Consider the following 25213-nt stretch of genomic DNA (forward strand, 5'->3'; position numbering starts at 1 on the left):
TATCACCTGATCAGTTGCGGGCGATACCTTATGCGCCCGTTATTCCCCGGAAGATGCCGGTTCAGGCGCCGGTTGACCAGCCCGAACACGCCAATCAGCACCAGCGTCATGGCAATGAAATACCCCGCCACGATCGGATAGGCGACAAAGGGGTTGAAGGTCTTGTCCGCGAAATAGCTGGCGTAATACAGCGCATCGCCCTGTTGCTGGAACGCCGGAAACGCCGAAAAGAACACCAGCGTGGTGGCGTGGAACAGAAAGATCGCCTCGTTCGTATAGGACGGCCATGCCAGCCGCATCGCCGTCGGCCAAAGCACCCGGCGAAACCGCTTCCAGCCGGTCATGCCATAGGCATCGGCGGCCTCGACCTCGCCTTTGGGGACGTTGCGCAGCGCGCCGTAAAAGATCTCGGCGGAATAGGCGGCGGTGTTCAGCACCAGCACGATCAGCGCCCCCGCCCATGCCCGCGTCAGCCAATGCGTCGGCAGGTGCAGGCCGAACAGGTCCAGCCCGCCGCGCGGCAACAGAACCAGCGCCTGATAGGCCAGAAAGAACTGGATAAACAACGGGCTGCCGCGGAACAGAAAGATGAACGCCTCGGCCGGTTTGCGCAACACCGGGTTGCTGCTGGCCTTGGCCACCGCCAGCGCGTTGGCCAGAAAAAACCCGAAAAACAGCGCCAGCGCCGCGAAATAGATATTCCACAGCAAGCCCGACCCGATCAGCGTCACCTGCTGGCACAGCGTGTAATCGCCGCGCGGCAACAGCCGTTCGCCGATGCCAATGGCGCGCAGGCCGTAATCCTGAATGGTGTGCAGGCATTGGTTCATAGCGCGGCCTTTCGCAGGGCCTCGCCGGCCATGGTTGCCTGACCGGCGGACAGATGCGCCGTGATCCGCGCGATCACTTTTTCAGACAGCCATGTCATCAGCAGGTAAAAACACAGGATCGCCAGAAAATACCACAACCGCCAGTCCGGGTGCGGATAGCTGAAGGTGCTGGTCTTGGCGCCGCCAAGGTCGCGCGCCCAGTAAACGATATCTTCGATCCCCAGCAGGAACAGCAGCGGCGTCGCCTTGATCAGGATCATCCACAGGTTCGACAGGCCGGGCAGGGCATAGGCCCACATCTGCGGAATCAGCACCCGGCGGGTGATCTGGCGGCGGGTCATGCCATAGGCCTCGGCGGTTTCCAGCTGCGCGTGTGGCACGGTGTTCATCGCGCCATACAGCACGTTCGCGGCAAAGGCCCCGAAAACGATGGAAAACGCCACCACCGCCAGCACAAAGCCATAGGCATCATGCACCCATGGCGCGGCACTGGTCTGGGGCAGCTTTGCCGCCGCGCAGACCACGAAATCATTGCCGCGCCAGACCGGCCCGGCATCGGGACACAGCGTCTTGTGGCGCAGCCATTCCAAGCCCTGATCCAGCGCCAGCGGCACGAACAGAAAGAAAATAATGTCGGGAATACCCCGCACCATCGAGGTATAGACCGCCCCGAACCAGCGCAGCGGCGCGATCCGCGACCGCCGCGCCAAAGCCCCGCCAAAGCCGAACAGCAACGCCACCGGCGCCGTTACCGCCAACAGCAACAGCACCGTGCCAAAGCTGGCATAGAACAGCAGGTGCTTGCCCGAGGTCAGATAGCACAGCAGCCAGGACAGCCCTTCAAGGGATTTGGGGTCAGCGCATTGTTCGAACATGGGCCAAGCGCGCCGCCGGTCGCGGGACCGACGGCGTCCATTTCAAATGGTCAGGGATCAGAAGGTTTCGGCTTTGTCGCCAAACCACTTTTTGATCAGCGTGTTCAGGCTGCCATCATCCTTCATCGACTGGATGGCGGTGTCGAACTTTGCCTTCAGCTCGGTATCGGTTTTGCGCATCCCGACGGCGATGCCCTCTCCGACGACGACGGTATCTTTGCCGTCGACCCAGACCAGATCCTCGGATTCCTCGACCATGGGACGCAGGAAATCCTTGTCGGCAAAGACCGCGTCGGCCTCGCCATTGCGGACGGCGGCGACGGTTTCATCGCCGGTGGCGAATTCCAGCAGGGTGGCGCCGGTCTGGGCGACGTAATTGGCCTGAATGGTGTTGGTCTGCGCCGCCACGATGCCGTCGATCTTGGCATCCGCGCTGGCCGCCGCATAGGCCGAGGGCGGCGGCGGGGTATAAGCCTCGGAAAACGCGATCACTTCCTTGCGCTCATCCGAGATGTTCATCCCGGCCATGATGGTGTCGTAATTGCCGGAAACGAGGTTCGGGATGATGCTGTCCCAGTCATTCTTGACCCAGGTGCATTCCAGCTGCGCGCGCTTGCACAGCTCGTTCCCCAGCTCGATCTCAAAGCCGTCGACCTCGCCCTTGTCATTGACGAAGTTATAGGGCGCATAGGCACCTTCGGTCCCCATACGAACGGTGTCGGCCTGCGCCATCCCGGCAAACAGCGCCAGGGCAGCGGCGGCGGTGATCAGGTTTTTCATGGTTTCTCCTCTCCTGTGGGTTCAGGCCATGGTGGCGCTGAGGAAACCGCGCAGCCGCTCGGTTCGCGGGGCGCGGAAAATCTGCTCGGGCGGGCCTTGTTCCTCGATCCGTCCCTGATGCAGAAAAACAACATGGTCGCTGACATCGGCGGCAAGGCGCATGTCATGGGTCACCAGCAACATCGTGCGGTGTTCGGCGGCCAGATCCTTGATAACCTTGACGACCTCTTGCTGAAGTTCGGGGTCCAGCGCGCTGGTCGGTTCGTCCAGCAGCAGGGCACGCGGTTCCATGCACAGCGCGCGGGCAATGGCAGCGCGCTGTTGCTGACCGCCCGACAGCTGTGCCGGCCATGCATCGGCCTTGTCACCGATACCCACCTTGGCCAGCAGGGCGCGGGCGCGCGGCTCGACCTCGGCGGGGGACTGGCCCAGAACCGTGACCGGGGCTTCCATCACGTTTTGCAGGATGGTCATGTGCGACCACAGGTTGAACTGCTGGAACACCATCGACAGATTGGTGCGGATGCGCCGCAATTGCGCCCGGTCAGCGGGCTGTCGCGCGGCATCACTGCCTTGCCAGCGCACCGGCTCACCCTCGAACAGGATCTCGCCTTTTTGGCTGTTTTCCAATAGGTTACAACAGCGAAGCAGGGTCGATTTTCCCGAACCCGAACTGCCGATCAGGCTGACGACGTGACCGCGCGGGGCAATCAGGTCGACACCCTTGATGACCTCAAGCGGGCCATAGGATTTATGCAGATCGCGTAATTCGATCACCGGCGCTGGCGGCGGGGTGGCGTGATCCGTCGGGGTCTGAGGGTCTGGCTGTTCTGTCATCTTGCGGTCATCAGGCGTCATTTGCGCGTGAAATGCAACGCTTTCGTAGGGATGCACAACCGGAAAAGGAACTTATTCGCGATCCGGCGTCATGCCGTCCAGCACCCTTTGCCGCGCCAGCGCCGAATCGCGGTCAGGAACCCCCAAAAGCCCGGCAACCAGCCGCACCATGGTTTCCTCGTCAGGCGAGCGACGGCCATCGGCATAGACGATTTCCCATAGGGCGGCGATCACACTCAGGCGCTCGTCCAGTGCAATGCGGTCCTTGATCGAGCGGGTAAAGCGCACGGTGTCGGGGGCCTCGGCCTCAATCATTTCTGCGGTTTCGCGACGTTCGCGCGCCTCGGCGGGGCCAAGCCCGCGACGGCGGGCAATGACCTTGTCGATCTGGTCCCGCTCGGCGCTGCGATAATGGTCATCGGCCCGCGCCACCCGGATCATCAGGGCGGCAATGGCCAGTTCGGCATCTTCGCCCCGAAGCGGGACGGGGTCCGGTCGGTCCGAAAAAAGGCGGGTCAGCAGGCTGCGAAACATGCGGGCATAATAGCCTTAACATCCCACCCGGCAAGCAAATCCTTGGTTACGCCTCGTCCCAGCCCTCAACAATGCACAGATCAGCCAGCGAGACAGGCTGCCGGATGGCAAGCGCAGCCTGATATTCCGGGCTGTCATAACAGGCGCGGGCAGCGGCCATATCGGGAAATTCAATCACCACGGTGCGTGGCCGCATCCCCCCCTCGACCACCTGCTGCTCGCCGCCGCGCACAAGAAACCGCCCGCCATATTTGGCAAAAGCCGCAGCATTGGCCCGACGATACCCCTCGTAAGCGGCAGCGTCGCTGACCGAAACATGCCCAACCCAATATGCTTTCGCCATTTGCCCCCCTTATCAAAGCGATGGAACCGCACGGTCGCACCGTCCCGGCTTTTTGCCCAGCAATCGCATCTTCCTTGCAGCGCAACCACATGGCCACTGGCCCCGCAATCAACCCTGACGACCACAGCTGAACGCCAGTCAAGGTTGCGAGACCGAAGTTCACCCCTCGTCAGCGACCCAGTAAGGCCGCAAGCCGTTGCAACGCAAAGACATATCCACTCAACCCGCACCCGGCGATGACCGCATCCGCGCGCTGGCTGACGAAACTGTGGTGACGAAAGGCCTCGCGCCGGTGAATGTTGGAAATATGCACCTCAACTACCGGCCCGTCAAAAGCACTCAGCGCGTCCAGAATGGCAACCGAGCTGTGACTGTAGGCCGCAGGATTGATCACAATCCCCGCCGCGCGCTCCCGCGCATTCTGGATAAGATCGACAATCACACCTTCATGGTTCGACTGATGAAATCCAAGCGTCACACCCAGATCGCGCGCGGCCTGCTGACACATATCGCGCAGATCACCCAAGGTTTCCTTGCCATAAATCTCGGGCTGGCGCTGTCCCAGAAGGTTCAGGTTCGGACCATTGATCACCTCGACATGTGGCATATCATTTCCCATCTGAGCGCCCCTACCCCCACCGATCCGGCATGACACCTGACTTTGTCACATCAATTGTCCCGAAAACAAGCATGATGCTGACAAGGTCTGTCATCTGATTATCAGTTCGGCATGAAGTGCCCCTGCCGCGTCGATGGATTTGAGAATATGTATCAAATCCTCGCTTTTCACACCCAACGCATTCAGCCCCGCCACCAGATCGTCCAGCGAGCTGTTTTCGCGAACCACTGCCAGCCCCCCTTCGCCTTGGCTTGCATCAATGGTCGTCATGGGAACAACGACGGTTTCGCCAGCCGTGAAAGGGCTGGGCTGCGACACAAGATCGTCCTCTTTGATCCGGATTGTCAGCCCGCCATGCGATACAGCCACCGTCGACAAACGGACATTTCGGTCAATAATGACCGTCCCCGACGATGTGTCCAGAACCACCCTTGCCGGCGCTTCCGGGGTCACAGTCAGATCGCCAATGACTGCTGCCGCGCTGGACAGGCTGCGGCTTCCCAGAGCGTCCGAACTGATTTCAACCGTACCCGCATCAATTGCCGTAGCAACCCCACGGCCCAAAGCCCCGTTAACGGCTTTTTCAATCCGAATGGCGGTGCTGAAATCAACCTGCCGCAGCGATAGCGTCAGACGATCCATCTCCTCAAAGCGAAAATCGACCTCACGCTCGACACGGGCACCACCAGGGACGCTGCCCGAGGTGGGAACCCCTTGCGTCACAGATTCGCGACGCCCTTCCGCAGAATACCCACCCGCAATAACCGAGCCCTGCGCAACGGCGTAGATCTGGCCATCCGCAGCGCTGAGCGTAGTCATCGCCAATGTCCCCCCTCGCAGGCTTTTGGCGTCCCCGATGGCGGATACTTTCACATCAATCCGGTCGCCGCTGCGCGCAAAAGCAGGAAGCTCTGCCGTAATCAGAACTGCGGCGACGTTTTTGGGTTTGATTGCCGCAGGATCTGTGGCCACCCCAAACTGGCCCAGAAGGCCTGCCAGCCGCTCAGCCGTGTAGGGCGCGCTGCGTACGCTGTCTCCTGTTCCGTTCAGGCCGATCACGATGCCATAACCCACAAGGTCATTTCCCCGCATCCCGGAAAAGCTGACCAGATCCTTGACCTTTACCGCACCCGAAAAGGCCAAGGTCGGGATAAGCGCGAATATAAATGCCAGAATCCTGATCATCTGAGGTAGTTCACCAGTGAGACATTGCTGATCCTTGCGGTAATGGCATACAGACGCTCCATCGAGGAGCGGTATTCATTCAGCGCAACAGACGCTTCATATTGGTCAGCCTGCAACAAAGACAGCTTTGCCTTTCTAAGGCTGCTCTTCTCGGATTGCTTTTCAAGGCCAATGGTTTCAGCAAGCTCTTGATCACGTCCAAAAGCTGCCTGCTGCTGACGCAGCATCTCGCCACCGTTCAGGGCAATGTTGGCACCTTTGCTGACCACTGCCCGCGCTTGCGTATCGGCAAGATCAGAGCGGCCAGATACACTAAGCGTCAGTGCCCAGCCGCGGATGGTTTCAACAACCGATGGGTCCAGGACCGAAGCACTGGCTGCAACCTTCCGGCCATTATCAACCAATGTATAAGACTGCGCGCTTGCGCCGGATGGGATGCCCTCAAGAAAGCCTGATACGCTATCGCTCATCCACGCGTTCACCTCTGCCTCGATATCGGCAGCCGAGGTCAGTGCCGCAGTTCGGGCCTTGATCTCGGCCACCATGTCCACGGCATTTTTCAGCGGCGGTGTGTTCAGAGACTGACCGGAAAAAACATAGTCTGGTCCGTGCTGTGTATTCAGCTTTGCAACCATGGACTTAAAAATTTCTTCAGCCTCTGCGGCACGCATATCAACATTCCCGCGACTTCCCAGCGGCATTTCAGAAATAGTTTTCTGCGCTACGTCGTCATTTGTTCCCTGAATCCATGACAGCACATCCTGGACCACCTGAAGGCGGGCCTCTGCAAACTGGATATTGGACAGTTCGGCCATCACGACCCGTTCACTTGAATCAACTTGTGCCAAGGCTGTGACATTGCCCCCCAGCTTCTCTGCTGGGTCGGATGCAAGGCCGGTTACAGCCTCGGATGACAGTTTTTCCAAGGATTTTTTGATTGCGCTGTTCTGCTTTTCAAAAAGAGATGTTTTCAGAACATCTGCGTAACCGGTTCCGTAAATCATGATCTCAGCCCCAGAATTATGTTCATCATGTCACTGGCCGCCTGGATAACCTTTGCATTGGCAGCATAGGCTGTCTGAAGGTCCAGAATTTTCTGAACCTCGACATCGCTATCAGTGCCAAAGGCGCGAACTTTGTTATCCATCTCGCCATAATATGCCACTGTCTGTGTCGTTGCCTTCTCGGCAGCGAACGATTTCTGTCCGATTTCGCTTACAAATGTTGCAAAATATGTGGTCAGGTTGCTGCTTCCTGACCCCATGACAGGGGTAGCAGGGGCATGAAATGTATCGAAAGCATCACTGAGCTTTTCAAGAATTTGCGTGTTTCCCGGTGCGCCTTGGGCCGTCGCATAGATACCATCGCGGATACGATAGCTTTCGCCAGTATCGTGATGGTCAACCTGTTGTGCCACAGAAATCCGTGCGGAAAGGCCCGTCAGGTTTGCAGGGTCGAAATCGCCGCCTGTATCTGTAAATAGCCCGTGGCCACCTGAGGCATTCGTAGGGTCAATCTGGGGGTCTGCAAAAACACTGTAAAGTTCAGCAGCAAGACCATCGAGTTGATTTTGAACATGCGGCGCAATGGTGTCGCGCAATTCGAAGCTGGCAACCAATTTACCGCCTTGCAGCAATGCATATTGTCCCTCGTCCGCTGGCTCTCCGTCAATGAGAAGATCCGAGACCAGCGGCGTCCCCTTGACCATGTGCGCATTCATCTGGCCCGCGGGCTTGAAACCGAAGGTGACGGGAACGGTTCCGTCCAATAATGCCGCACCTGATTGAGAGAAAAGGGAAATCCGCCCATTGTCCCGACTGACCTCTTTCAACGGGATAATCTGGGAAATTTCATCAATCATGATCTGGCGCTGTTCAATAAGGCCCGTCGCATCGCCGTTTTGTGCTTTCTGGCCAACAATTTTCTTGTTGATTTCAGCGATCTTGTGCAGCCGGTCGTTCAGAAGATCTATCTGACGCCCGATATCGGCATCAACGGCAGAGCGCTCATCCTGGACAGTGTTGGCAAGATCGTTGATCTTGCCAGACAAGGTCTTCGCAGAATCGACGATACGATCCAGCGTCACCTTGCTGGTCGGGTTAGCCGTCGCAGTGACAATACTTGCCTTCAATTGCGCCAGTGCCGTGGTCAGTGCGCCGGGATCACCGGGCAATCCGATGGCCTCTTCCATCTTGCCCAGAAACCCGGATCTGAGCTGATCGGCGCCAAGCTGTGCCGAGGCGCTGCGCCGGTCAGCCACCGCTTGCAGGGAAATGACGCGGTCAATGCCGTCGATCTGAACACCGCCCCCGGTTCCCGAAAAGATGCGGGACGACAGGGCGGCTTCGCGGCGGGCATAGGCCGGATTGGCCGCATTGGCGATGTTCGAGGCCGCAACCTCGGTCAGGCGTGAGGCGGTGGTGATCCCGCTCATCGCGTTCGAAATGGCAGAGGCAAGGCTCATGTCATCATTCCCTTGTCAGCATCACCGTTTGATATTGGTGGTTTCCTGAAGCATCTCATCCACTGTCTGGATGACCTTGGCATTCGACGAATAGGCGCGCTGGGTCTGGATCAGATCCGTCAGCTCTGCCGCGACATCGGTGGTCGACCCTTCACGGGCATATCCAACGATTGTGCCAGTCGGCCCGTCACCGGCGTCCCACAAGAAGAACGATCCGGAATCAGAGGACACTTGGAATGTCTGGTTGTTCAGGGCGGTCAGGCCATTGGCGTTAGGCACGTCCACCAGCGGGATCTGGTAAAGGGTGCGAATAAACCCGGTGTCATAGGTGGCCTGAATATAACCCTTGTCGTCCACCTCGACCGCCATCAGGTTCCCGACCGGAGATCCGTTTTTGGTGACATTGGTCTGACTGAAGGATTTGGACAGCTGGGTCAGGCCGTTCGGGTCCTGCGAGCGGCCGATATAGACGCTCATCGGGCCGCCGGCCACTGTCAGGTTCAGATACCCGTCCGTGGGACTGGCAAAGCCGTTCAGGCCGGTAACGCTGTCGATGGTGCCGCCATGGGCCTGATCGTCGTTAAAGGTGATTTCATACTGACCGATGATGTTGGCATTGGGGTTCACGCTGGTGTCGATCGCGGAATCCCGCACCTCCATCGTCCATTTGTTGGACATGCCCGATCCAACCGCGCCCGAAACATCGGGGGTGAAGCTGACAATCAGTTTTTCCGAGGTCCCCAGGTTGCCGAAATATTCGACATTCATGTTGATCGGGTCACCTGCGGCCCCACCTTCGGTATGTGTGGCGGGAAGATTCACGCTGAGATTGACCGACGTGGTCGGGTCGGCCGCCGTCTGGTTGGCATTGATGACCACAGGGCGCAGACCGTCCATGGTGTCGCGCGGCACGGTTTCGATCTGACCGTCGGAATTGGCCGGCCAGCCCATCAGGACAAGCCCGGATTCCGTTTTCAGAATACCGTTGGGATCGGTGCGGAAACCCCCGGTGGTTGTCATCAGCAGCGGGGTATCGCCGCCGCCAATATCGGTCGAGGGAATGACCGGCAGCATCCCACGACCCGACACCGCCAGATCCAGCGGATGCGCAGTCGAGACAAGCGCCCCGCGCTGGTCCACAATGCGCGAGGTCTGCGCCCGCACCCCGCCGGCGGAATAGATCCCGGCACCGCGGGCGTTGTTGATAACCATGCCTTCGAAATCGGTGCGCATCCGCTTATAGCCGAAAGTCGCCGAGTTCGAGATATTGTCCGAAATCGTGGCCAGCTTGGTCGCGTTGGCCGCAAGGCCCGCCACGCTGGCATTCATCGAGGAAGAAATCGACATTCTTGTTACCCTTCACCTGGGAATCACCACATGGACCGAGTGTGGCAGTCAAAGATTAAGATCGGCCTAACGCCGGCGATTTTTACCGAAGCAAGATCACCTCGATCCGGTTGTTCTTGGGATTCATCGGATCACCCGACAAATTTTTGCGGTCGGCATAGCCGGTGACGCGCTGAATGCGGGAAGGCGGCAGACCCCCATCCTCAAGCAGGTGACGAATCGTATGCGCACGGGCATCTGACAGCATCCAGACCGGCGATTCCGCCAGCACCTCGGGGAAGGCGCGGACATGGCCGTTCACCGCAATCTGGTTATTCACCCCCTTCAGAACCGTCGCCACGATGCGCAGCAAATCCCGCGTGGGCGGCTGTGGTTGGGCGGTGTCGCCAACGAAAAGCGGGGTATCGGACAGATCGCCCAGTTCAATAACCAGCCCTTCGTCGGTGACGCGCGTCACCACATGGCGCAACAGGTTCTTGCGCTGCATCGATTCCGCGCCGGACCCCGTAAGTTCGTCCTGAATATGGCGGGCCATTTCCGTGAATTGTGCGTCTGCATTCGCATCGGCATCGACCGCGCCCGCCAGTTCCTGTGCCTCATTCTGAATATCGGTCGCGGGCGCATTGCCACCGTCTGACAGGCCGCTGTTGCCGCCCGCCAGCGATTGCACCACCGTCGGGTTGAAATAGTCGGCCAGCCCCTGACGCTGTTTTTCGGTGGTTGCGTTCAGCAGCCACATCAGCAGGAAAAACGCCATCATCGCGGTCACGAAGTCGGCATAGGCGACCTTCCACGCGCCGCCATGGTGACCGGCCTCTTCGCTGGCCTGCACCTTCTTGATGATAATGGGGGATGTGCCCCCGGTTTTCTTGCCCATCGCGGCCCCCGGCTGCATGACTTTCCCAAGGTCTAGCAGCCAAAGGTTGAGAACAAGTTAACAGATTAATTTTTAAGTATTTCTTTCCGCATCAGATCCGCGGCTTTTTCCGCGATCATGATGGTGGGCGAATTGGTATTGCCCGACACGATCCGCGGCATGACCGAGGCATCGACCACGCGCAGCCCCTGAACCCCGCGCAGACGCAATCGCGGATCGACCACGGAACCGGGGTCGGACCCCATGCGGGCCGTGCCCACCGGATGAAAGATGGTCGAGGCAATCTGCCCCGCCGCCAGCGCCAGATCGGCATCGCTGTCGCCACCGGGACCGGGCTTGAATTCGTCGGGGGCATATTTCGCCATCGGGGCCTGCGCCATGATCCGACGCGTCAGCCGGATCGCCCGCGCGGCGACGATGCGGTCGCTTTCGGCGGACAGGTAATTGGGCGCGATATGCGGGTGATCGGCGGCATCGGCCGAGGTGATGCGCACCTGCCCGCGGCTGTCGGGGCGCAGCGGCACCACGCTGGCGGTGATGGCCGGAAACGGGTGCAGCGCGCCGCCAAACGCATCCAGCGACAGCGGCTGAACGTGGTATTCCAGATCCGGCGTCGCCACATCGGGACCGGACCGGGCAAAGGCGCCCAGCTGGCTGGGGGCCATGCTCATCGGGCCGCTGCGGCGCAGCAGGTATTCCAGCCCGATCCGGGCCTTTCCGAACATATTTCCGGCCAGCGTGTTCAGGGTTTTGGCGCCACTGACGCGATAGGCGCAGCGGATCTGCAAATGATCCTGAAGGTTATCCCCCACCGGCGCGTCGCGCAGCACGTCAATCCCCAGATCGCGCAAAACCGCCGCCGGTCCGACCCCCGAGCGTTGCAGGATCGCCGGGGTGCCAATCGCCCCTGCCGACAGCACCACCTGATGCGCGCGCAATTGCCGGGTCTGCCCCTGGGTCAAAACCTCCAGCCCTGTTGCGCGATGGCCGTCAAATGTCACGCGGCGGATCAGCGCGCCGGTCATCACCGTCAGGTTGGGCCGCTTCAGCGCCGGGCGCAGGAACGCCTTGGCCGCTGAGACCCGCCAGCCGCCGCGCTGGTTGACGCGGAAATAGCCCACCCCTTCGTTATCGCCGGTGTTGAAATCTTCGGTCGCGGGAATGCCCTCGGCCACGGCGGCGCGGGCGAAATCGTCCAGAATATCCCAGCGCAGCCGCTGTTTTTCGACCCGCCATTCGCCGCCGGTGGCGTGATGGTCGGACGCGCCCTCGGCGTAATCCTCGGATTTCAGGAAATAGGGCAGCACGTCGTCCCAGCCCCAGCCGTCACAGCCCATCTGCCGCCAGCCGTCGTAATCGGCGGCCTGGCCGCGCAGATACAACATGCCATTGATCGACGAACAGCCCCCCAGCACCCGCCCGCGCGGATACAGCAGCGACCGGCCCCCCAGCCGTTCCTCGGGCGCGGTGGAATAGCCCCAGTCGGTGCGCGGATTGCCGATGCAGTAAAGATAGCCGATGGGAATGTGAATCCACGGATAGGTATCGCGGCCCCCGGCCTCGACCAACAGCACACGGGTGCCGGGGTCTTCGGACAGCCGCGCGGCCAGAACGCACCCGGCGCTGCCGGCCCCGGCGATGATAACGTCGTAATCCATGTGTCCTCCACCATTGCGGCACCCCTCCTGCGCCGCAATGGGGCAACAGTGGCGCAAGGAAAACTGCGTGGCAAGCATCTGTGGCCTTTGCAAAACCCCGGCGCGCGCTTATCCCGAAAACAGGATGGAACGGGACCGATGATTCATCAGGGCGATTATAACATGACGACCGGCGCCGGGCTGATCGCCTGCCCGCGCTGCGATGCCCTGCACCTTGAGACCGAGCTGACGGCAGGTGAAACCGCCCGCTGCATCCGCTGCGGCACGGTGCTGGCACGGCCGCGCGCCGGGGCGTTTTCCCAGATCGTCGCGCTGTCCTTTGCCCAGATGGTGCTGATGTTCGGGGCGGTGTTCTTTCCGTTCCTGAAAATCTCGCGCATGGGGTTTGAACATGGCACATCGCTGTTTGGCGTGGCGCTGGCCTATTCGCACGGGCTGATGCTGCCGCTGACGGTGGCGCTGATGGCGATGATCGTCGGGCTGCCGGTGCTGCGGGCAGGGCTGCTGGTCTATGTGCTGGCACCGATGGCACGGGGCGGGCGCCCGGCACCGCTGGCCGGGCAGGCGTTTCGGCTGTCCGAACAGCTGCGGCCGTGGTCGATGGCCGAAATCTTTGTGATCGGCACCGCCGTGGCGCTGATCAAGATCGGCGGGCTGGCCCATATCAGCCTTGGCCCGGCTTTCTGGGCGATCTGCGCGCTGATCCTTGTCGGCGGGGCCAGCCATGTGTTCTTTTGCGCCACCACCATCTGGGACGCGATCGAGGATGGCGGCGGCACCACCGACGGACGCGAGATGGCCGACACCCCGCTGCCGCCCGATGCCCCGGTGCCGGCCCGCGACCTGTCCCCCGCCGCGCCGCGGGACGGCCAGCCATGACCCAGCCCCCGACCGCGCCTGACCAGCCCATCCTGACCGCCCATCGCGCCGGGCTGACCGGCTGTCGCAGCTGTGGCCGGGTCTGGCCCGACGGCACCGCCGAATGCGCCCGCTGCGGCGCCCGCCTGACCCCGCCCGACCGGCGCGGGTTACAGGCGGTGTGGGCGTGGCTGATCGCGGGGATGATCTTTTACATTCCCGCCAACCTGTATCCGATGATGAAGACGGCGACGCTTGGCGGTTTTGGCGGCGATGCGGAATCGACCATCTTCGGCGGCGTGCTGACGCTGATCCACCATGGCGACTGGGCCGTGGCGCTGGTGGTCTTCGTGGCCTCGATCGTGGTCCCGATCGGCAAGTTCATCGCCATCATCTGGCTGGCCCGCGTCGCCGGACGCCCCGCCCGCGAGGACGAGGCCCATCACCGCCTGCGTGTGCTTGAGTTTGTGGAATTCATTGGCCGCTGGTCGATGATCGACGTGTTCGTCGTCGCCATCCTTGCGGCGCTGGTGCAACTGGGCTTCGTGGTTTCGATCCAGCCGGGTATCGCGGCGGTCAGTTTCGCCTTATCGGTTGCTTTTACGATGCTTTCCGCGCAAAGTTTCGACCCAAGACTGATCTGGCGCGGCCTGCCGCTGCGCCGCCAAAGGACTTCGTGACCCAGCATGACCGACGGCCAAAGCCCGACCGGGACCGGTAACAGCCCGACCCCGCCAAGCCCGATCCGCAAAGGTGCCGCCCGCGCCGCGCAGGCGTCGTTTTCGCTGGTCTGGCTGGTGCCGATCATCGCGCTGGTGGCGACGCTGGGGATCGCGTGGAACAGCTATCAAAGCCGGGGTCAGCTGATCTCGGTCCAGTTCCGCGACGCCACCGGCATCACGCCGGGCGAAACCGCGCTGAAATTCCGCGAAATCACCGTCGGCAAGGTCGAGGCGGTGCGCTTTTCCAAAGATCTGAACAATGTCATCGTCGATCTGCGGGTTGACCGCGACATTGCCGATTACATCGACACGCAGGCGCGGTTCTGGATCGTGCGGCCACAGGTTTCGGCGCAGGGGATCTCGCGGCTGGACACGGTGCTGACCGGCGCCTTCATTGAAGGCTCGTGGGATGCCACCCCCGGCGAGGCGCTTGACGGGCGCATCGTCAAGGGGCTGGAACGCGCGCCCCTGTCGCGGCAAGGCGTCAAGGGCACCTGGATCAGCCTGTCCTCGGACACGGCCGAGGGGCTGTCCGAAGGCTCGCCCGTGCTGTTTCGCGGGGTCCAGATCGCGCGGATGGAAAACCTGCGGCTGTCGGAAAACGGCGATAACGTGCTGGTCGATGTGTTCATCCCGGCCCCGCATGACAAACGCCTGACCACCAAAACCGTGTTCTGGGATACCTCGGGCTTCTCGGTCTCGCTGGGGCCGCAGGGGCTGGCGCTGAACGTCAATTCGCTGGCGTCGCTGGTGCAGGGCGGGGCGGGCTTTGCCACGCTGACCTCGGGCGGGGCGCCGGTCGAAAACGGCCATGTCTTCCCGCTGCAACCGGACGAGGAAACCGCCCGCAGCGAATTGCTGACCGATTCCGCCAATGACCTGCACCTGACCGTGCTGATCGCAGATTCCGTCAAGGGCCTGTCGCAGGATGCCGATGTGCAATACAAGGGCCTGACGGTGGGCCGCGTCACGGCGCTGGCCGCGCGCGTCCAGCCCGGTCAGGACGGCGCCGCGCCCAAGGTTGTGCAGGACATCTCGATCTCGGTCTCTCCGACCCGGCTTGGCCTGCCCGAGGGCAGCACCGCCGGGGATGCGCTGACCTTCCTGTCGGGGCAGGTCCAGCGCGGTCTGCGCGCCCGCATCGCCAGCGCCGGATTCCTGGGCACATCGCTGATGATCGAGCTGGCGGAACTGCCCGATGAACCACAGGCCGAACTGGACCCGACCGCCAAGCCCTATCCGGTGCTGCCCGCCGGCCCCGCCGATGTGTCGGACTTTACCGCCACGGCGCAGGGCTTCCTTGGCAAGATCGGTGATCTGCCGCTTGAGGAAACCCTGAAATCGGCCAGCGATATGATGAACAGCGTCACTGCGCTGGCCTCGGATAACGACACCCGCGCCATTCCGCAGGCCCTGCGCGGGGCGCTGGACGACGCGCAGGCGGCGATTGCCGAATTGCGCGACGTGACCGGCCAGCTGAACCAGTCGGGCGCCATGGCCAATGCCGGCAAGCTGGTCGACGAGGCCACGGCGGCGGCCAGTTCCATCCGCGATGCCGCGACCGACATGCCGCAGGTGGTCGACAGCATCGACAAGGCCGCGCAATCGGTGGCGGCGGTCGATTTCGCCCGCCTTGGCGACGAGGCCGAGGGCATTCTGCGCGACCTGCGCGCCATGCTTGGCACCAAGGATGCCGAGGAATTGCCGAAAAACCTGTCGGATACGCTGAAATCGGCCTCGGGGCTGCTGAACGACCTGCGCGATGGCGATGCCGCAACCAGCCTGAACAATGCGCTGGCCAGCGCCCGCAACGCCGCCGATCAGGTCGCACAGGCCGCGCGCGACCTGCCCGGCCTGTCCAAACGGCTGGAACGGCTGGCGGCGCGGGCCGATGCCACCATCGCCGCCTATGGCGACCGGTCCGCCTTCAACGCCGAAGCCATCGACGCCATGCGCGAATTGCGCCGCGCCACGGCGGCCTTCGGGTCGCTGGCGCGGATGATCGAACGTAACCCCCGCGCCTTCATTCTGGGACGATAACATGCGCCTTTTGCCCGTGACTGCCCTGCCGCTTGCCCTGATCGCCGGGCTGGCCGCCTGTTCCAACCCGGAAAAGGTCGGTCGCTTCCTGATCGACCCGCCGACGCCCGCACAGCGCGTCGCGAACCGCCTTGGCACGGCGGAACTGAAGGACGTGTCGCTGCCCGAATATGCCTCGGGGCAAGAGGTCGCGTGGCAGACACAGGACGGCGCCGTGCGTTCGACCCCCAGGAACCTGTGGGGCGACAATCCGCAGCGGGCCTTTACGCTGACGCTGGCGCGGGCGATTTCGGACGCGTCGGGGGCAACGGTGATCGGGGAACCCTGGCCGCTGGCCGAACCCCCGGCCCGCAAGCTGGAGGTGCGGGTCGAAAAGGCGCTGGCGCAGGCCGATGGCGTGTATCGCCTTGCCGGGCGCTATTTCGTGTCGGATGCGGGCTATGGCGGGTCCAGTCAGGCGCGCAGCTTTGACATTGCCGTGCCGCTGGCCGACCAGACCCCCGCCAGCATTGCCCGCGCGCAGTCACAGGCCATCAGCCGGCTTGCGGCCCAGATCGCCACGCTGTCCGGTCCCGGCCGCGCCATTGCCACCAGCCGCCGCGCGACCGGGTCGGTCGATGACGCCTTTGCCATGGACCCGATTTTCTGAAGCGTTGCGTCAGGGCAGGGGCGACAGCCGCGACGCGATCTGGCCATGCAGCCCCGGCCCCGCCACCAGCAGACCGTTGACCCGCGCGCCGGGGTTGTTAAACCGCATCGGCGCGCCTTTGACATCGGTCACCGTGGCCCCGGCCCGCGCCGCGATCAGCGCACCGGCGGCGATATCCCATTCCCACGCCGCGCGAACCGATAACGCGGCATCGAAACGCCCCTCGGCCACAAGGCAAAAGCGCCATGCCAGCGATGACCGGAACGCGCGTTTGAACGGCGGCACGCTGCGCCCGCGCCAGAACACCGCGTCCAGACTGGCGCGGTTGGTCAGCACCTGCGCCTGATCCAGCGCCGGGTCGCTTGGCGCGATGGGCTTACCGTTCAACAGCGCCGGGCCGGTGGCGCTGGCGGCATACAGCGCCCCGCGCACCGGCAGGAACACCACGGCAGCGGTGATGCGGTCGCCCTCGGCAATGGCCAGCGAATGCGAAAACCCGTCCTGCCCGTCAATAAAGGCGCGGGTGCCGTCGATCGGGTCGACAATGAACACCCGCTGCGCGTCCAGCCGCGACGGCTCGTCCGGGCTTTCCTCGGACAGCCAGCCGTAATCGGGACGCGCGCCGCGCAGGGTGTCGGACAGGTAATCGTTTACCGCCAGATCCGCCTCGCAGACCGGACCGGCATCGCCGCCCTTGTCCCAGACCTGCGGATCGCGGCGCCAGTAACGCCGGGCGATCTGGCCTGCCTGTTCGGCGGCGTCGATCAGCAGGGTCAGGTCATCACGCGCCGGCAACGGTCAGCCCCTCGACCAGCAGGCTGGGAACGCGATGCGCGCGCCAGTCGCGGGCGTCATTCGCCGCCACCATCCGCATCAGCATATCGCGCAGATTGCCCGCGATGGTGCATTCGTTGACGGCATGGGTGATCTGGCCGTTTTCAACCCAGAACCCCGCTGCGCCGCGCGAATAATCGCCCGTGGTCGCATTGACCGACGACCCCAGCAGCGCGGTCACCACCAGCCCGCGCCCCATATCGCGGATCAGGTCATCGCGGCTGGCGGTGCCGGGCGTCAGCACCACATTCGACACCGACGGCGAGGGCGGCGCCGATGGACCGCGCGTTGCCGATGCGGTGCTGGCCATCCCCAGCTTGCGCCCCGTCGCCAGATCCAGCGTCCAGCCTTGCAGCACGCCATCCTGCACGATCATGCGCGGGCGGGTGGCCAGCCCTTCGGCATCGAAGGGCCGCGAGGCAGGGTAACGGCGCAAATGCGGGTCCTCGCGCAGTGACATTCCGGCGGGCAGCACCGCCTGCCCCAGATCGTTGCGCAGCCAGCTGGCCCCGCGCGCGATGGCCGTGCCGTTGGTCGCGGCCAGCAGATGCCCGATCAGCCCCGCCGCAACGCGTTCGTCATACAGCACCGGGAACGCCCCGGTCGGCGGCTTGCGCGCGCCCTTGCGGGCCACGGCGCGGGCGGCGGCAAGCTGGCCGATGTCCTGCGGGGCAGGCATATCGTCCAGAAAGGCGCGCGATTCCCCGGCCCAGTCGCGTTCCATCGCCAGACCCTGCCCGGTGATCGCCACCGTCGACAGGCCATAGCCCGACCGCCCGTATCCGCCCGAAAACCCGTTGGTGCCCGCCAGCCACATCCAGCGGCGGCTGGCCGATGCCCCGGCGCTTTCGACCTGAGAGATATCGGGGTGGTCCAGCGCTGCGGCCTCGGCCTGCAAGGCCATGTCGCGCAGGGTTTCAGGGGCGGGCTCGGGGGCGTCGTCGCATAATTCCAGCCCGCCATCGTAAGGCGCGGCCAGATCGGCGGGGTCGGCCAGACCGATGCTGTCATCCACCGGCGCCTCGCGCGCCATGGCAACGGCGCGGGCGGCGATTTCGGCAATCGTATCATCGCTGTATTCCGAGGCCGAGACACAGGCCTGCCGCCCGTTCACCAGCACCCGCAAGCCAATTTCCACCCCGTCGGCGCGTTCAGCCCGTTCCATCCGGCCACCGCGCACATCGACGGAACTGGCGGTGCCGCGAATGGCCACGGCGTCGGCCTCGGACGCCCCTGACCGCCGCGCTGCATCCAACATCCGGTCTGTCAGCAGGCGCAATTGGTCGGGCATGGGCGGTCCTTATCTGGATATTCCCGGCGGGATTGCCCCGCCGGGAGATGCGCGAACCTTACTGGATGCGCTGACCGTTGGCAAAGACCTGATTGCCTTCCTTGAATTCCAGATCGGTGGTCATCTTGTCATCCGACCCTTCAACCGGTTTGGCAAAGGCACCCATCATCATGCGATAGCCCATCGCGTCCTCCTGGCTGAACAAGCCCATCGCAACCAGCGAATCCAGCAGGCCGTTGACGCCTTCATAGGTGGCGCTGATCTTGCCGACCGGCTGGTCAATGGTGCCGCCCTCGGGTGCCGTCAGCTCGCCCGAGGCCTGAACATGGGCACCAACCGCCTGAATGTCGAAGGTGTTGATGGTGACCTTGCCGACCTCGAACGGGGCGGGTTCGGGCTGGTAATCGGCCATGTCATCGGCGTCATCCATGCCTTCGGTCGCCCCTTCGGCCATGTCGTCATGGGCGTCGTGGTCATGGGTTTCCCCAGTGGCGTCTTTGGCGGCGTCTTCGCTGGCGTGGTCGCTGGCCTCGTCGGCCTTTGCGTCCATGTCTTCGGCCAGTTTCGGATCGAACAGATCGCGCAGGATTCTGGCCGTCCCGGTCACATCCAGATCAATGGACGCCGGGTCACGCGGCAGTTTCTTTTCCGGGTCGAACAGCGACCACAATTCGTCGCCAAGGGTCAGCCCCCCGATCGAATAGGCAATCTTGTAGGGCTGTTCCGCATCCGACGCGCTGATCGGGAACTGAATGTCGAAAGCACTGTCATCAAGGGCGTATTTCACCGGCGCCGGCATGTCGCTGATGGTCATCTCGACCTCTTGCTTGCCGCCATTGCCGCTGTAGCCAATGCCATCCCTGGACAGGGTCAGCGCCAGTTCGCCACCCTCGCCCTTGACGGTGCCTTTGCCCGCCTGCGCCTTGCCATCCTCATCCTTACCGGCAAAATCGAAGCTGCCGTCATAGGCGCCAAAGCCCATCCTGGCATCAACCATCAGGCCCTTGTTCAGCGCCCCGGCCATGTCTTTGGAAAAATCGACCATGCCCATCGGCATCGCCTGCTGACCTTTCACCGTCAGATCGGTCAGGTTAAAGGTCGCCGCCAGCGCGCCCTTATCCTCGATATCGGGGACGTTCACCTCCAGCTTGCCGGTCTTGACGGTCGCGTCATAGTCCAGATCATGCATATCGCCCTTCTTGGAACGATAGCTGCCCTCGATGTCATTCAGCGTCAGGACGGCGGGGTTTGAAATGGTCTTGCCATCGGCAATGACGCTGTCCAGACGGACCGTCGCCTGCGGGCCCCTGGACGCATAGGTCATGTCGTCGGGGCTGCCGGATACGGTGGTCTCGATCGCGCCGGTGTCGCCGGACAGGCGCAGTTCGACCTTCTCGTCATCGTTGTCGGTCAGGTTGGCAATGCCGGTCCAGTCACCGTAAACCATCCGCACATCGCCGCCGGTCTGTTGCAGCACCACCTTGGGCATGGTGATGGACACGGTCGAATCGGCCTCGGTCATGCTGGCGACGACATCGGTCAGGGTCAGGGTGTCGCCCGCCTCGTCGCGGTCGCCTTCGGTGATCTGATAGCCGCTGGCCTTCAGGTAATCGACCTGATCCTGCCAGACCTGCGCGGGGGTTACATCGGCCAGTGCGGGGCTTGCCGCCAGCAGGGCGATAATCGAAGAACGGGTAAGTGCTTTCGTCATGGGGCACCTTTCTTGGAACGAAAAGCCGTATAATGTCGCGGGCATCTTTTCACAGACCACCGCAGCTTCCAAGGAGCGATCTCGTGATCACAACGGACCATCGAAACGGCATCGGCACCATCACGCTGAACCGCCCCGACAAGGCAAACGCATTGACGCCGGAAATGTTGCAAGCACTGATCGACGCGGTCGCACAGGCGCGGGCACGCGGCGACCGGGCGCTGGTGCTGACCATCGCGGCGCTGAACGGCACGCTGGCGGGCGGCGCCTTTGGCATGGCGCTGGCCTGCGATATCCGGCTGGCGGTGCCATCGGCACGGTTCTTTTACCCGGTGATGCGTCTGGGTTACCTGCCCCAGCCCGCCGACCCGCCCCGGCTGCGGGCGCTGGTCGGACCGGCGCGGGCGGCGATGATCCTGATGGCGGGCCAGAAGATCGACGCGGACGAGGCCCTGTCATGGGGCCTGATCGACCGCATCCTGCCACCCAAAACCCTGCTGGACGCGGCATATCAGCTGGCCGCCGATGCACAGGCCGCCGACCCGGCGCATGTGGGCGGCATCAAGGCGATGATCTGACGGTCCGGCCCCGCGCGCCGGGGTTTTCCGCCGGGGTTTTCCCAAGGGTTCTGGGCGCGGGGGCCGCGCTCTCGAAAATCTGAGGAAACGTGTTCTGGCGTGGCCTTCACAGGCGCGGCGGCGGCGCTATGACCGCGCTTCTGCCGTTCGTGACGGATTTTCACACGCAGCGGCCTGATTTTATCGTCAAGAAATGGAGCCCCGATAATGAAATCATCCATGAAGGCCGGCGTCTTTTCCGCCGCCCTGCTGGCCACCGCCGCCACCGCACCTGCCGCCATGGCCGGCGATGCCCGCTTTTTCGGTCTGGACAATGTCCGCGTGTCTGCCGGGCTTGGCTACAGCGCGATCAAGGCCAATGAACTGGTCTGGGACGACGATGGCAGCCGCCTCAGCCAGCTGGTCTGGGAATCAAAGGTGCCGGTGGTGACCTTTGGCATCAAGGCCGATCTGGGGGCCGGCTGGACGCTGGCCGGGAACGCCGCGATCAAGGCCGGCAACAATGGCAAGATGAAGGATTTCGACTGGCTGGAACCCTTTGCCACGGGCAAGGGCGACAATGACTGGACCCACCGTTCGGTCCATCCCAACAGCCCGCTGGACAGCTATGTCAATATCGACCTGGCGATCGGTCGCAATTACCGCATCGGCAGCCAGACCGTCAGCAATATTCACGGCGGTGTGCAATATACCAATGCCGGCTGGAATAGCCGTGGCGGCAGCTATATCTACAGCGAAAAGGGGTTCCGCAAGGACACCGGCACCCTGCCTGCCGGGGAACGGGCGATTTCCTATAAGCAAAGCTATAGCGGCGTGTTCATCGGCAACGAACTGACCACAAAAGTCGATAACTGGACGCTGTCCGGGCTGGCCCGGCTTGGCGTCACCCTGCACAGCAAGGATGTCGACCACCACTGGCAGCGCGATCTGCGCTTCAAGGAAAGCTTTGAACGCGCGGCATTCGTCGTGATCGGCGGGCGTGCGGAATATGCATTCAGCGAACGCACCAGCCTTGTTGCCTCGGCCCAGTATCAGAAATATCTGCGTCGCAACGGCGACATCGCCGCCACCAAGATCAGCACCGGCGCATCCGACGGCATCGCCAAGGACGGCGCGGCGGCTGATCTGCGCACGATGACCGTCGGTCTGGCGGTCCAGACCCGGTTCTGAGGCCTGACAACCCCAAAGGCCGTCCCCGATGGGGCGGCCTTGCCACGCCCATGGCCCGCGACCGGTCCAACCTGCGGTTGGTCAGGACCGGTCAGCCATGAAACGGATCAGCCGTAAACCGACTGTTTGCCGAAATGCTCGGCCAGAAGGTAATATACCACCGCCCGATATTTGTTGCGGTTGGAGCGGCCATATTTTTCCATCACCGCATCAATGCCGCTGTCCAGATCGGGACCATCCGTCAGCCCCAGCTTTTTGATCAGGAAGTTGGCCTTGACGCGCGCCACCTCGTCAGGGTCGCTGGCGGATACGGTTTCCGCGTCAGCGCTGTAGATCGAGGGACCGCAGCCGATGACCACCTTGGTCAGCAGGTCCATATCCGGGGTCATCCCCAGCTTGTCCTTCATGTCGGTGGCGTATTTCTGAATCAGATCGTCACGTTTGCTCATGCACGCATCCTTTCCGGGTCGCGGACGGGCCGCTGTTCACCCTTGGAAGGCTGGCGCAGCCCCTGCCGGAAATCAAGGATTTTCATGCCCCTGCGCCGTGTCATCATGGCGCGGCGGGGCAGGGCGGGTGGCGATAAAGATCGCCACCAGCAGCAAAACCACCCCTTGCCCGATCAGCGCCGCCCTGGGCAACAGCCAGATCCCCAGACCGAAAGACCCGGTCATGAAGGTGATGGCAATGACCTTGGCGCGGCGGGGGATGGCGCCGTATTCCTCCCAGTCGCGGATGGGCTGGCCGAATTCGGGATGCTGGCGCAGCCAGCGGTGCAGGCGCGGCGACACGCGGGCAAAGCAGATGCTGGCCAGCAACAGGAACGGCACCGTGGGCATGATCGGCAGAAAGACCCCGATGACGCCAAGCGCCAGCGAGGTCCAGCCGCCAATCGCCCACAGAACCCGGATCAATAGCGGTAATGTTCCGGCTTGAACGGCCCGTCCGGCGACACCCCGATATAGGCCGCCTGTTCCGGCGACAGTTTCGTCAGCCTGACCCCGATCTTGTCCAGATGCAGGCGCGCAACCTTTTCGTCCAGCGCCTTGGGCAGGATGTAAACGCCGGGCTGATAGTCGTCGCCTTTTGTCCACAGCTCGATCTGGGCCAGCACCTGATTGGTAAAGCTGGCCGACATCACGAAGCTGGGGTGGCCGGTGGCGTTGCCCAGGTTCAGCAGCCGCCCCTGCGACAGCAGAATGATCCGCGCCCCCGAGGGCATCTCGATCATGTCGACCTGATCCTTGATATTGGTCCATTTGTGGTTCTTCAGCGCGGCAACCTGAATTTCGTTATCGAAATGGCCGATATTGCCGACAATGGCCATGTCCTTCATGGCCCGCATGTGTTCAAGCCGGATCACATCCTTGTTGCCCGTGGTGGTGATAAAGATGTCGGCGCTGTCGGCCACATCCTCAAGCAACACAACCTCGAACCCGTCCATCGCGGCTTGCAGGGCGCAGATCGGGTCAGCCTCGGTCACCTTGACGCGCGCACCGGCGCCGCGCAGCGACGCGGCGCTGCCCTTGCCGACATCGCCATAGCCGCAAACCACAGCAACCTTGCCCGCCAGCATCACGTCCGTGGCACGGCGGATGCCATCAACAAGCGATTCCTTGCAGCCATATTTATTGTCGAATTTCGACTTGGTGACGCTGTCATTCACGTTGATCGCCGGGAAGGGCAGCAGGCCCTTTTTGTGCAGGTCATACAGACGGTGCACACCGGTGGTCGTTTCCTCAGACACGCCCCTGATCGCCGCGCGCTGCTGGGTGAACCAGCCGGGGCTTTCGGCCAGACGCTTCTTGATCTGGGCGAACAGGGCCTCTTCCTCTTCGCTGGTGGGGGTTTCGATCAAGTCGGTTTCCCCGGCCTCGACCCGCGCGCCCAGCAGGACATACATGGTGGCATCGCCGCCATCGTCCAGAATCATATTCGCCGTGCCGTCCGCGAACTGAAAGATCTTATCGGTATAGGACCAGTATTCGGTCAGCGTTTCACCCTTGATGGCGAAAACCGGGATGCCGGCCTGTGCAATCGCGGCGGCGGCGTGGTCCTGCGTGGAATAGATGTTGCACGAGGCCCAACGCACATCGGCCCCCAATGCCACCAGCGTTTCGATCAGCACCGCGGTCTGCACCGTCATGTGCAGGCTGCCGGCGATGCGCGCGCCTTTCAGCGGCTTGGCCGCGCCATATTCGTCGCGCAGGGCCATCAGGCCCGGCATCTCGGTCTCGGCGATGTCCAGTTCCTTGCGGCCAAACCCGGCCAGCGCGATGTCGCGGATAATGTGATCGGTCATGGCCGGTCCCGTCCTTTGCATAATTTGCCCGTGGCATTCCGGCAGGTTTTAGCACCGGTCGCCCCCCTGAACAACGCAAAGCGGAAAACGGGGTAAAGCCTCAGTCAACCAATCCGGCCAGCGCGAAATAGCGCTGCGGGCTGGTCTTTTCATTGAACCCCACCCCCGAGGCCACCACGCAGGATGTCTGATCGCCGCGATCCATCACCAGCGTCCATGTCCCCATCAGGTTGGACCCCCACAATTCGGTGCCATCGCGGCCCTTGCTGACGAAAGCCTCGCCAAAGTCGTGGTCCAGCGTGGTCTGAACGGTGCCGGTCGCGTCGCAATAAGGGGTTTCGGCGCCATTCGCGGTCTGGCTGCGTGCCGCCTCCATCACCGACGCGGTGTCGGCGCCGGCGATGGCGGTCCATGCCCGTGGCTCGCGCTGGGTGTCGGCGCGGCTTTCCAGCTTGGCAAGGCCGGCGGTCGGCATCAGCGCCAGCATCGCGGCGGCGGCGGTCAGGGTCAGTCGGGTCGCAAAGGGCGAAAACATGATCTTCGCTTTCGGGTTGTTCCTGTGTTGCCGGGTCAACACGACCAGCGGGGCGGCGGTTCCTCACCTTTGCGTGAGGATGCGTCAATTCGGCACGTTGCAGCACAGAAAACACTGATATATCAATAACAAGTCAAGCACCGACCACCGGTCATATGCGCCTGCACCGGCGAT

At 62.7% G+C, this 25213-nt stretch carries 26 protein-coding genes; 6 read left to right on the top strand and 20 right to left on the bottom strand.

The genetic code is table 11. The features are described 5' to 3' along the window. Positions 1-2: 2 nt before the first annotated feature. The 13 genes from ACFXP9_RS08955 to ACFXP9_RS09015 form a co-directional block, all read right to left on the bottom strand. Positions 3-830 (bottom strand): ABC transporter permease, encoded by an 828-nt coding sequence (locus tag ACFXP9_RS08955; RefSeq protein WP_397208631.1) that lies wholly within the window; start codon positions 828-830, stop codon positions 3-5. Beyond that, positions 827-1705: an ABC transporter permease gene (locus ACFXP9_RS08960; RefSeq protein WP_397208630.1), complete on the bottom strand. Its 879-nt coding sequence runs from the start codon at positions 1703-1705 to the stop codon at positions 827-829. Before ACFXP9_RS08960 ends, ACFXP9_RS08955 begins: the two co-directional genes overlap by 4 nt. Positions 1706-1762: 57 nt before the next feature. Then, positions 1763-2485, bottom strand: a complete 723-nt coding sequence (locus tag ACFXP9_RS08965) for a transporter substrate-binding domain-containing protein (RefSeq protein WP_397208629.1) — start codon at positions 2483-2485, stop codon at positions 1763-1765. A 21-nt stretch (positions 2486-2506) separates the two neighbouring features. After that, positions 2507-3322, bottom strand: coding sequence for an ABC transporter ATP-binding protein (locus ACFXP9_RS08970; protein ID WP_397208628.1), 816 nt, complete (start codon positions 3320-3322; stop codon positions 2507-2509). Positions 3323-3394: 72 nt separating this feature from the next. Beyond that, positions 3395-3856 (bottom strand): tellurite resistance TerB family protein, encoded by a 462-nt coding sequence (locus ACFXP9_RS08975; protein ID WP_397208627.1) that lies wholly within the window; start codon positions 3854-3856, stop codon positions 3395-3397. Between the two features lie 46 nt (positions 3857-3902). After that, the gene (locus tag ACFXP9_RS08980) at positions 3903-4199 is read right to left on the bottom strand and encodes a DUF1330 domain-containing protein (RefSeq protein WP_397208626.1); all 297 of its coding nucleotides are present in this window, start codon (positions 4197-4199) and stop codon (positions 3903-3905) included. 169 nt (positions 4200-4368) lie between these two features. Further along, a complete protein-coding gene (gene aroQ / locus ACFXP9_RS08985; RefSeq protein ID WP_397208625.1) occupies positions 4369-4806 on the bottom strand; it encodes a type II 3-dehydroquinate dehydratase in 438 nt (145 codons plus the stop codon). Positions 4807-4908: 102 nt separating this feature from the next. Then, on the bottom strand, positions 4909-6003 hold the full coding sequence (locus ACFXP9_RS08990; RefSeq protein WP_397208624.1) for a flagellar basal body P-ring protein FlgI: 1095 nt from the start codon (positions 6001-6003) through the stop codon (positions 4909-4911). Next, positions 6000-7007, bottom strand: a complete 1008-nt coding sequence (locus ACFXP9_RS08995; protein WP_397208623.1) for a hypothetical protein — start codon at positions 7005-7007, stop codon at positions 6000-6002. The genes ACFXP9_RS08990 and ACFXP9_RS08995 overlap by 4 nt, the downstream gene beginning before the upstream one ends. Next, positions 7004-8467: a flagellar hook-associated protein FlgK gene (gene flgK, locus ACFXP9_RS09000; RefSeq protein WP_397208622.1), complete on the bottom strand. Its 1464-nt coding sequence runs from the start codon at positions 8465-8467 to the stop codon at positions 7004-7006. Before flgK ends, ACFXP9_RS08995 begins: the two co-directional genes overlap by 4 nt. Positions 8468-8488: 21 nt before the next feature. Further along, a complete protein-coding gene (locus ACFXP9_RS09005) occupies positions 8489-9814 on the bottom strand; it encodes a flagellar hook protein FlgE (RefSeq protein ID WP_397208621.1) in 1326 nt (441 codons plus the stop codon). An 82-nt stretch (positions 9815-9896) separates the two neighbouring features. After that, positions 9897-10691, bottom strand: coding sequence for a flagellar motor protein MotB (locus tag ACFXP9_RS09010; RefSeq protein WP_397208620.1), 795 nt, complete (start codon positions 10689-10691; stop codon positions 9897-9899). Positions 10692-10756: 65 nt separating this feature from the next. Next, complete coding sequence (locus ACFXP9_RS09015; RefSeq protein ID WP_397208619.1) at positions 10757-12349, bottom strand: GMC family oxidoreductase; 1593 nt, start codon at positions 12347-12349, stop codon at positions 10757-10759. Between the two features lie 138 nt (positions 12350-12487). Here ACFXP9_RS09015 and ACFXP9_RS09020 point away from each other — a divergent pair, with 138 nt between their 5' ends. The 4 genes from ACFXP9_RS09020 to ACFXP9_RS09035 are packed head-to-tail and all read left to right on the top strand — an operon-like array spanning position 12488 to position 16618. Beyond that, positions 12488-13228 carry a paraquat-inducible protein A gene (locus ACFXP9_RS09020; RefSeq protein WP_397208618.1) on the top strand — a complete coding sequence of 247 codons (741 nt, stop codon included), beginning with the start codon at positions 12488-12490 and terminating at the stop codon, positions 13226-13228. Next, positions 13225-13887, top strand: coding sequence for a paraquat-inducible protein A (locus tag ACFXP9_RS09025; RefSeq protein ID WP_397208617.1), 663 nt, complete (start codon positions 13225-13227; stop codon positions 13885-13887). Before ACFXP9_RS09020 ends, ACFXP9_RS09025 begins: the two co-directional genes overlap by 4 nt. A 6-nt stretch (positions 13888-13893) precedes the next feature. Then, complete coding sequence (locus ACFXP9_RS09030) at positions 13894-15969, top strand: PqiB family protein (RefSeq protein ID WP_397208616.1); 2076 nt, start codon at positions 13894-13896, stop codon at positions 15967-15969. Position 15970: 1 nt separating this feature from the next. Next, positions 15971-16618 (top strand): PqiC family protein, encoded by a 648-nt coding sequence (locus tag ACFXP9_RS09035; protein WP_397208615.1) that lies wholly within the window; start codon positions 15971-15973, stop codon positions 16616-16618. A gap of 9 nt (positions 16619-16627) precedes the next feature. On the opposite strand, the gene ACFXP9_RS09040 is transcribed toward ACFXP9_RS09035, so the two are convergent. From ACFXP9_RS09040 to ACFXP9_RS09050, 3 genes are read right to left on the bottom strand one after another with little or no spacing between them, the layout of a single operon-like run. Continuing rightward, a complete protein-coding gene (locus tag ACFXP9_RS09040) occupies positions 16628-17413 on the bottom strand; it encodes a 3'(2'),5'-bisphosphate nucleotidase CysQ (RefSeq protein ID WP_397208614.1) in 786 nt (261 codons plus the stop codon). Then, positions 17400-18743: a TldD/PmbA family protein gene (locus ACFXP9_RS09045; protein ID WP_397208613.1), complete on the bottom strand. Its 1344-nt coding sequence runs from the start codon at positions 18741-18743 to the stop codon at positions 17400-17402. Before ACFXP9_RS09045 ends, ACFXP9_RS09040 begins: the two co-directional genes overlap by 14 nt. Before the next feature lie 58 nt (positions 18744-18801). Then, on the bottom strand, positions 18802-20454 hold the full coding sequence (locus tag ACFXP9_RS09050) for a DUF2125 domain-containing protein (RefSeq protein WP_397208612.1): 1653 nt from the start codon (positions 20452-20454) through the stop codon (positions 18802-18804). 83 nt (positions 20455-20537) lie between these two features. Here ACFXP9_RS09050 and ACFXP9_RS09055 point away from each other — a divergent pair, with 83 nt between their 5' ends. Both ACFXP9_RS09055 and ACFXP9_RS09060 read left to right on the top strand, forming a co-directional pair. Beyond that, positions 20538-21032, top strand: a complete 495-nt coding sequence (locus ACFXP9_RS09055) for an enoyl-CoA hydratase/isomerase family protein (protein WP_397208611.1) — start codon at positions 20538-20540, stop codon at positions 21030-21032. A 207-nt stretch (positions 21033-21239) separates the two neighbouring features. After that, the gene (locus ACFXP9_RS09060; protein WP_397208610.1) at positions 21240-22202 is read left to right on the top strand and encodes an omptin family outer membrane protease; all 963 of its coding nucleotides are present in this window, start codon (positions 21240-21242) and stop codon (positions 22200-22202) included. 107 nt (positions 22203-22309) lie between these two features. On the opposite strand, the gene ACFXP9_RS09065 is transcribed toward ACFXP9_RS09060, so the two are convergent. From ACFXP9_RS09065 to ACFXP9_RS09080, 4 genes are all read right to left on the bottom strand, one after another. Further along, positions 22310-22651, bottom strand: a complete 342-nt coding sequence (locus ACFXP9_RS09065; RefSeq protein ID WP_397208609.1) for a DUF2853 family protein — start codon at positions 22649-22651, stop codon at positions 22310-22312. Between the two features lie 72 nt (positions 22652-22723). Next, complete coding sequence (locus ACFXP9_RS09070) at positions 22724-23116, bottom strand: YbaN family protein (RefSeq protein WP_397208608.1); 393 nt, start codon at positions 23114-23116, stop codon at positions 22724-22726. Then, positions 23113-24504: an adenosylhomocysteinase gene (gene ahcY / locus ACFXP9_RS09075; RefSeq protein WP_397208607.1), complete on the bottom strand. Its 1392-nt coding sequence runs from the start codon at positions 24502-24504 to the stop codon at positions 23113-23115. Before ahcY ends, ACFXP9_RS09070 begins: the two co-directional genes overlap by 4 nt. Before the next feature lie 100 nt (positions 24505-24604). Beyond that, the gene (locus tag ACFXP9_RS09080) at positions 24605-25039 is read right to left on the bottom strand and encodes a hypothetical protein (RefSeq protein WP_397208606.1); all 435 of its coding nucleotides are present in this window, start codon (positions 25037-25039) and stop codon (positions 24605-24607) included. Positions 25040-25213 lie beyond the last annotated feature (174 nt).

The organism is Paracoccus jiaweipingae (assembly GCF_044335505.1).
Taxonomy (GTDB): Bacteria; Pseudomonadota; Alphaproteobacteria; order Rhodobacterales; family Rhodobacteraceae; genus Paracoccus.

Bases quoted from the DNA above. Each gene is read 5' to 3' on its own strand.
- ACFXP9_RS08955 (WP_397208631.1), bottom strand. From the start codon at position 830: ATGAACCAATGCCTGCACACCATTCAGGATTACGGCCTGCGCGCCATT.
- ACFXP9_RS08960 (WP_397208630.1), bottom strand. From the start codon at position 1,705: ATGTTCGAACAATGCGCTGACCCCAAATCCCTTGAAGGGCTGTCCTGG.
- ACFXP9_RS08965 (WP_397208629.1), bottom strand. From the start codon at position 2,485: ATGAAAAACCTGATCACCGCCGCCGCTGCCCTGGCGCTGTTTGCCGGG.
- ACFXP9_RS08970 (WP_397208628.1), bottom strand. From the start codon at position 3,322: ATGACAGAACAGCCAGACCCTCAGACCCCGACGGATCACGCCACCCCG.
- ACFXP9_RS08975 (WP_397208627.1), bottom strand. From the start codon at position 3,856: ATGTTTCGCAGCCTGCTGACCCGCCTTTTTTCGGACCGACCGGACCCC.
- ACFXP9_RS08980 (WP_397208626.1), bottom strand. From the start codon at position 4,199: ATGGCGAAAGCATATTGGGTTGGGCATGTTTCGGTCAGCGACGCTGCC.
- aroQ (WP_397208625.1), bottom strand. From the start codon at position 4,806: ATGCCACATGTCGAGGTGATCAATGGTCCGAACCTGAACCTTCTGGGA.
- ACFXP9_RS08990 (WP_397208624.1), bottom strand. From the start codon at position 6,003: ATGATCAGGATTCTGGCATTTATATTCGCGCTTATCCCGACCTTGGCC.
- ACFXP9_RS08995 (WP_397208623.1), bottom strand. From the start codon at position 7,007: ATGATTTACGGAACCGGTTACGCAGATGTTCTGAAAACATCTCTTTTT.
- flgK (WP_397208622.1), bottom strand. From the start codon at position 8,467: ATGAGCCTTGCCTCTGCCATTTCGAACGCGATGAGCGGGATCACCACC.
- ACFXP9_RS09005 (WP_397208621.1), bottom strand. From the start codon at position 9,814: ATGTCGATTTCTTCCTCGATGAATGCCAGCGTGGCGGGCCTTGCGGCC.
- ACFXP9_RS09010 (WP_397208620.1), bottom strand. From the start codon at position 10,691: ATGGGCAAGAAAACCGGGGGCACATCCCCCATTATCATCAAGAAGGTG.
- ACFXP9_RS09015 (WP_397208619.1), bottom strand. From the start codon at position 12,349: ATGGATTACGACGTTATCATCGCCGGGGCCGGCAGCGCCGGGTGCGTT.
- ACFXP9_RS09020 (WP_397208618.1), top strand. From the start codon at position 12,488: ATGATTCATCAGGGCGATTATAACATGACGACCGGCGCCGGGCTGATC.
- ACFXP9_RS09025 (WP_397208617.1), top strand. From the start codon at position 13,225: ATGACCCAGCCCCCGACCGCGCCTGACCAGCCCATCCTGACCGCCCAT.
- ACFXP9_RS09030 (WP_397208616.1), top strand. From the start codon at position 13,894: ATGACCGACGGCCAAAGCCCGACCGGGACCGGTAACAGCCCGACCCCG.
- ACFXP9_RS09035 (WP_397208615.1), top strand. From the start codon at position 15,971: ATGCGCCTTTTGCCCGTGACTGCCCTGCCGCTTGCCCTGATCGCCGGG.
- ACFXP9_RS09045 (WP_397208613.1), bottom strand. From the start codon at position 18,743: ATGCCCGACCAATTGCGCCTGCTGACAGACCGGATGTTGGATGCAGCG.
- ACFXP9_RS09050 (WP_397208612.1), bottom strand. From the start codon at position 20,454: ATGACGAAAGCACTTACCCGTTCTTCGATTATCGCCCTGCTGGCGGCA.
- ACFXP9_RS09060 (WP_397208610.1), top strand. From the start codon at position 21,240: ATGAAATCATCCATGAAGGCCGGCGTCTTTTCCGCCGCCCTGCTGGCC.
- ACFXP9_RS09065 (WP_397208609.1), bottom strand. From the start codon at position 22,651: ATGAGCAAACGTGACGATCTGATTCAGAAATACGCCACCGACATGAAG.
- ahcY (WP_397208607.1), bottom strand. From the start codon at position 24,504: ATGACCGATCACATTATCCGCGACATCGCGCTGGCCGGGTTTGGCCGC.
- ACFXP9_RS09080 (WP_397208606.1), bottom strand. From the start codon at position 25,039: ATGTTTTCGCCCTTTGCGACCCGACTGACCCTGACCGCCGCCGCCGCG.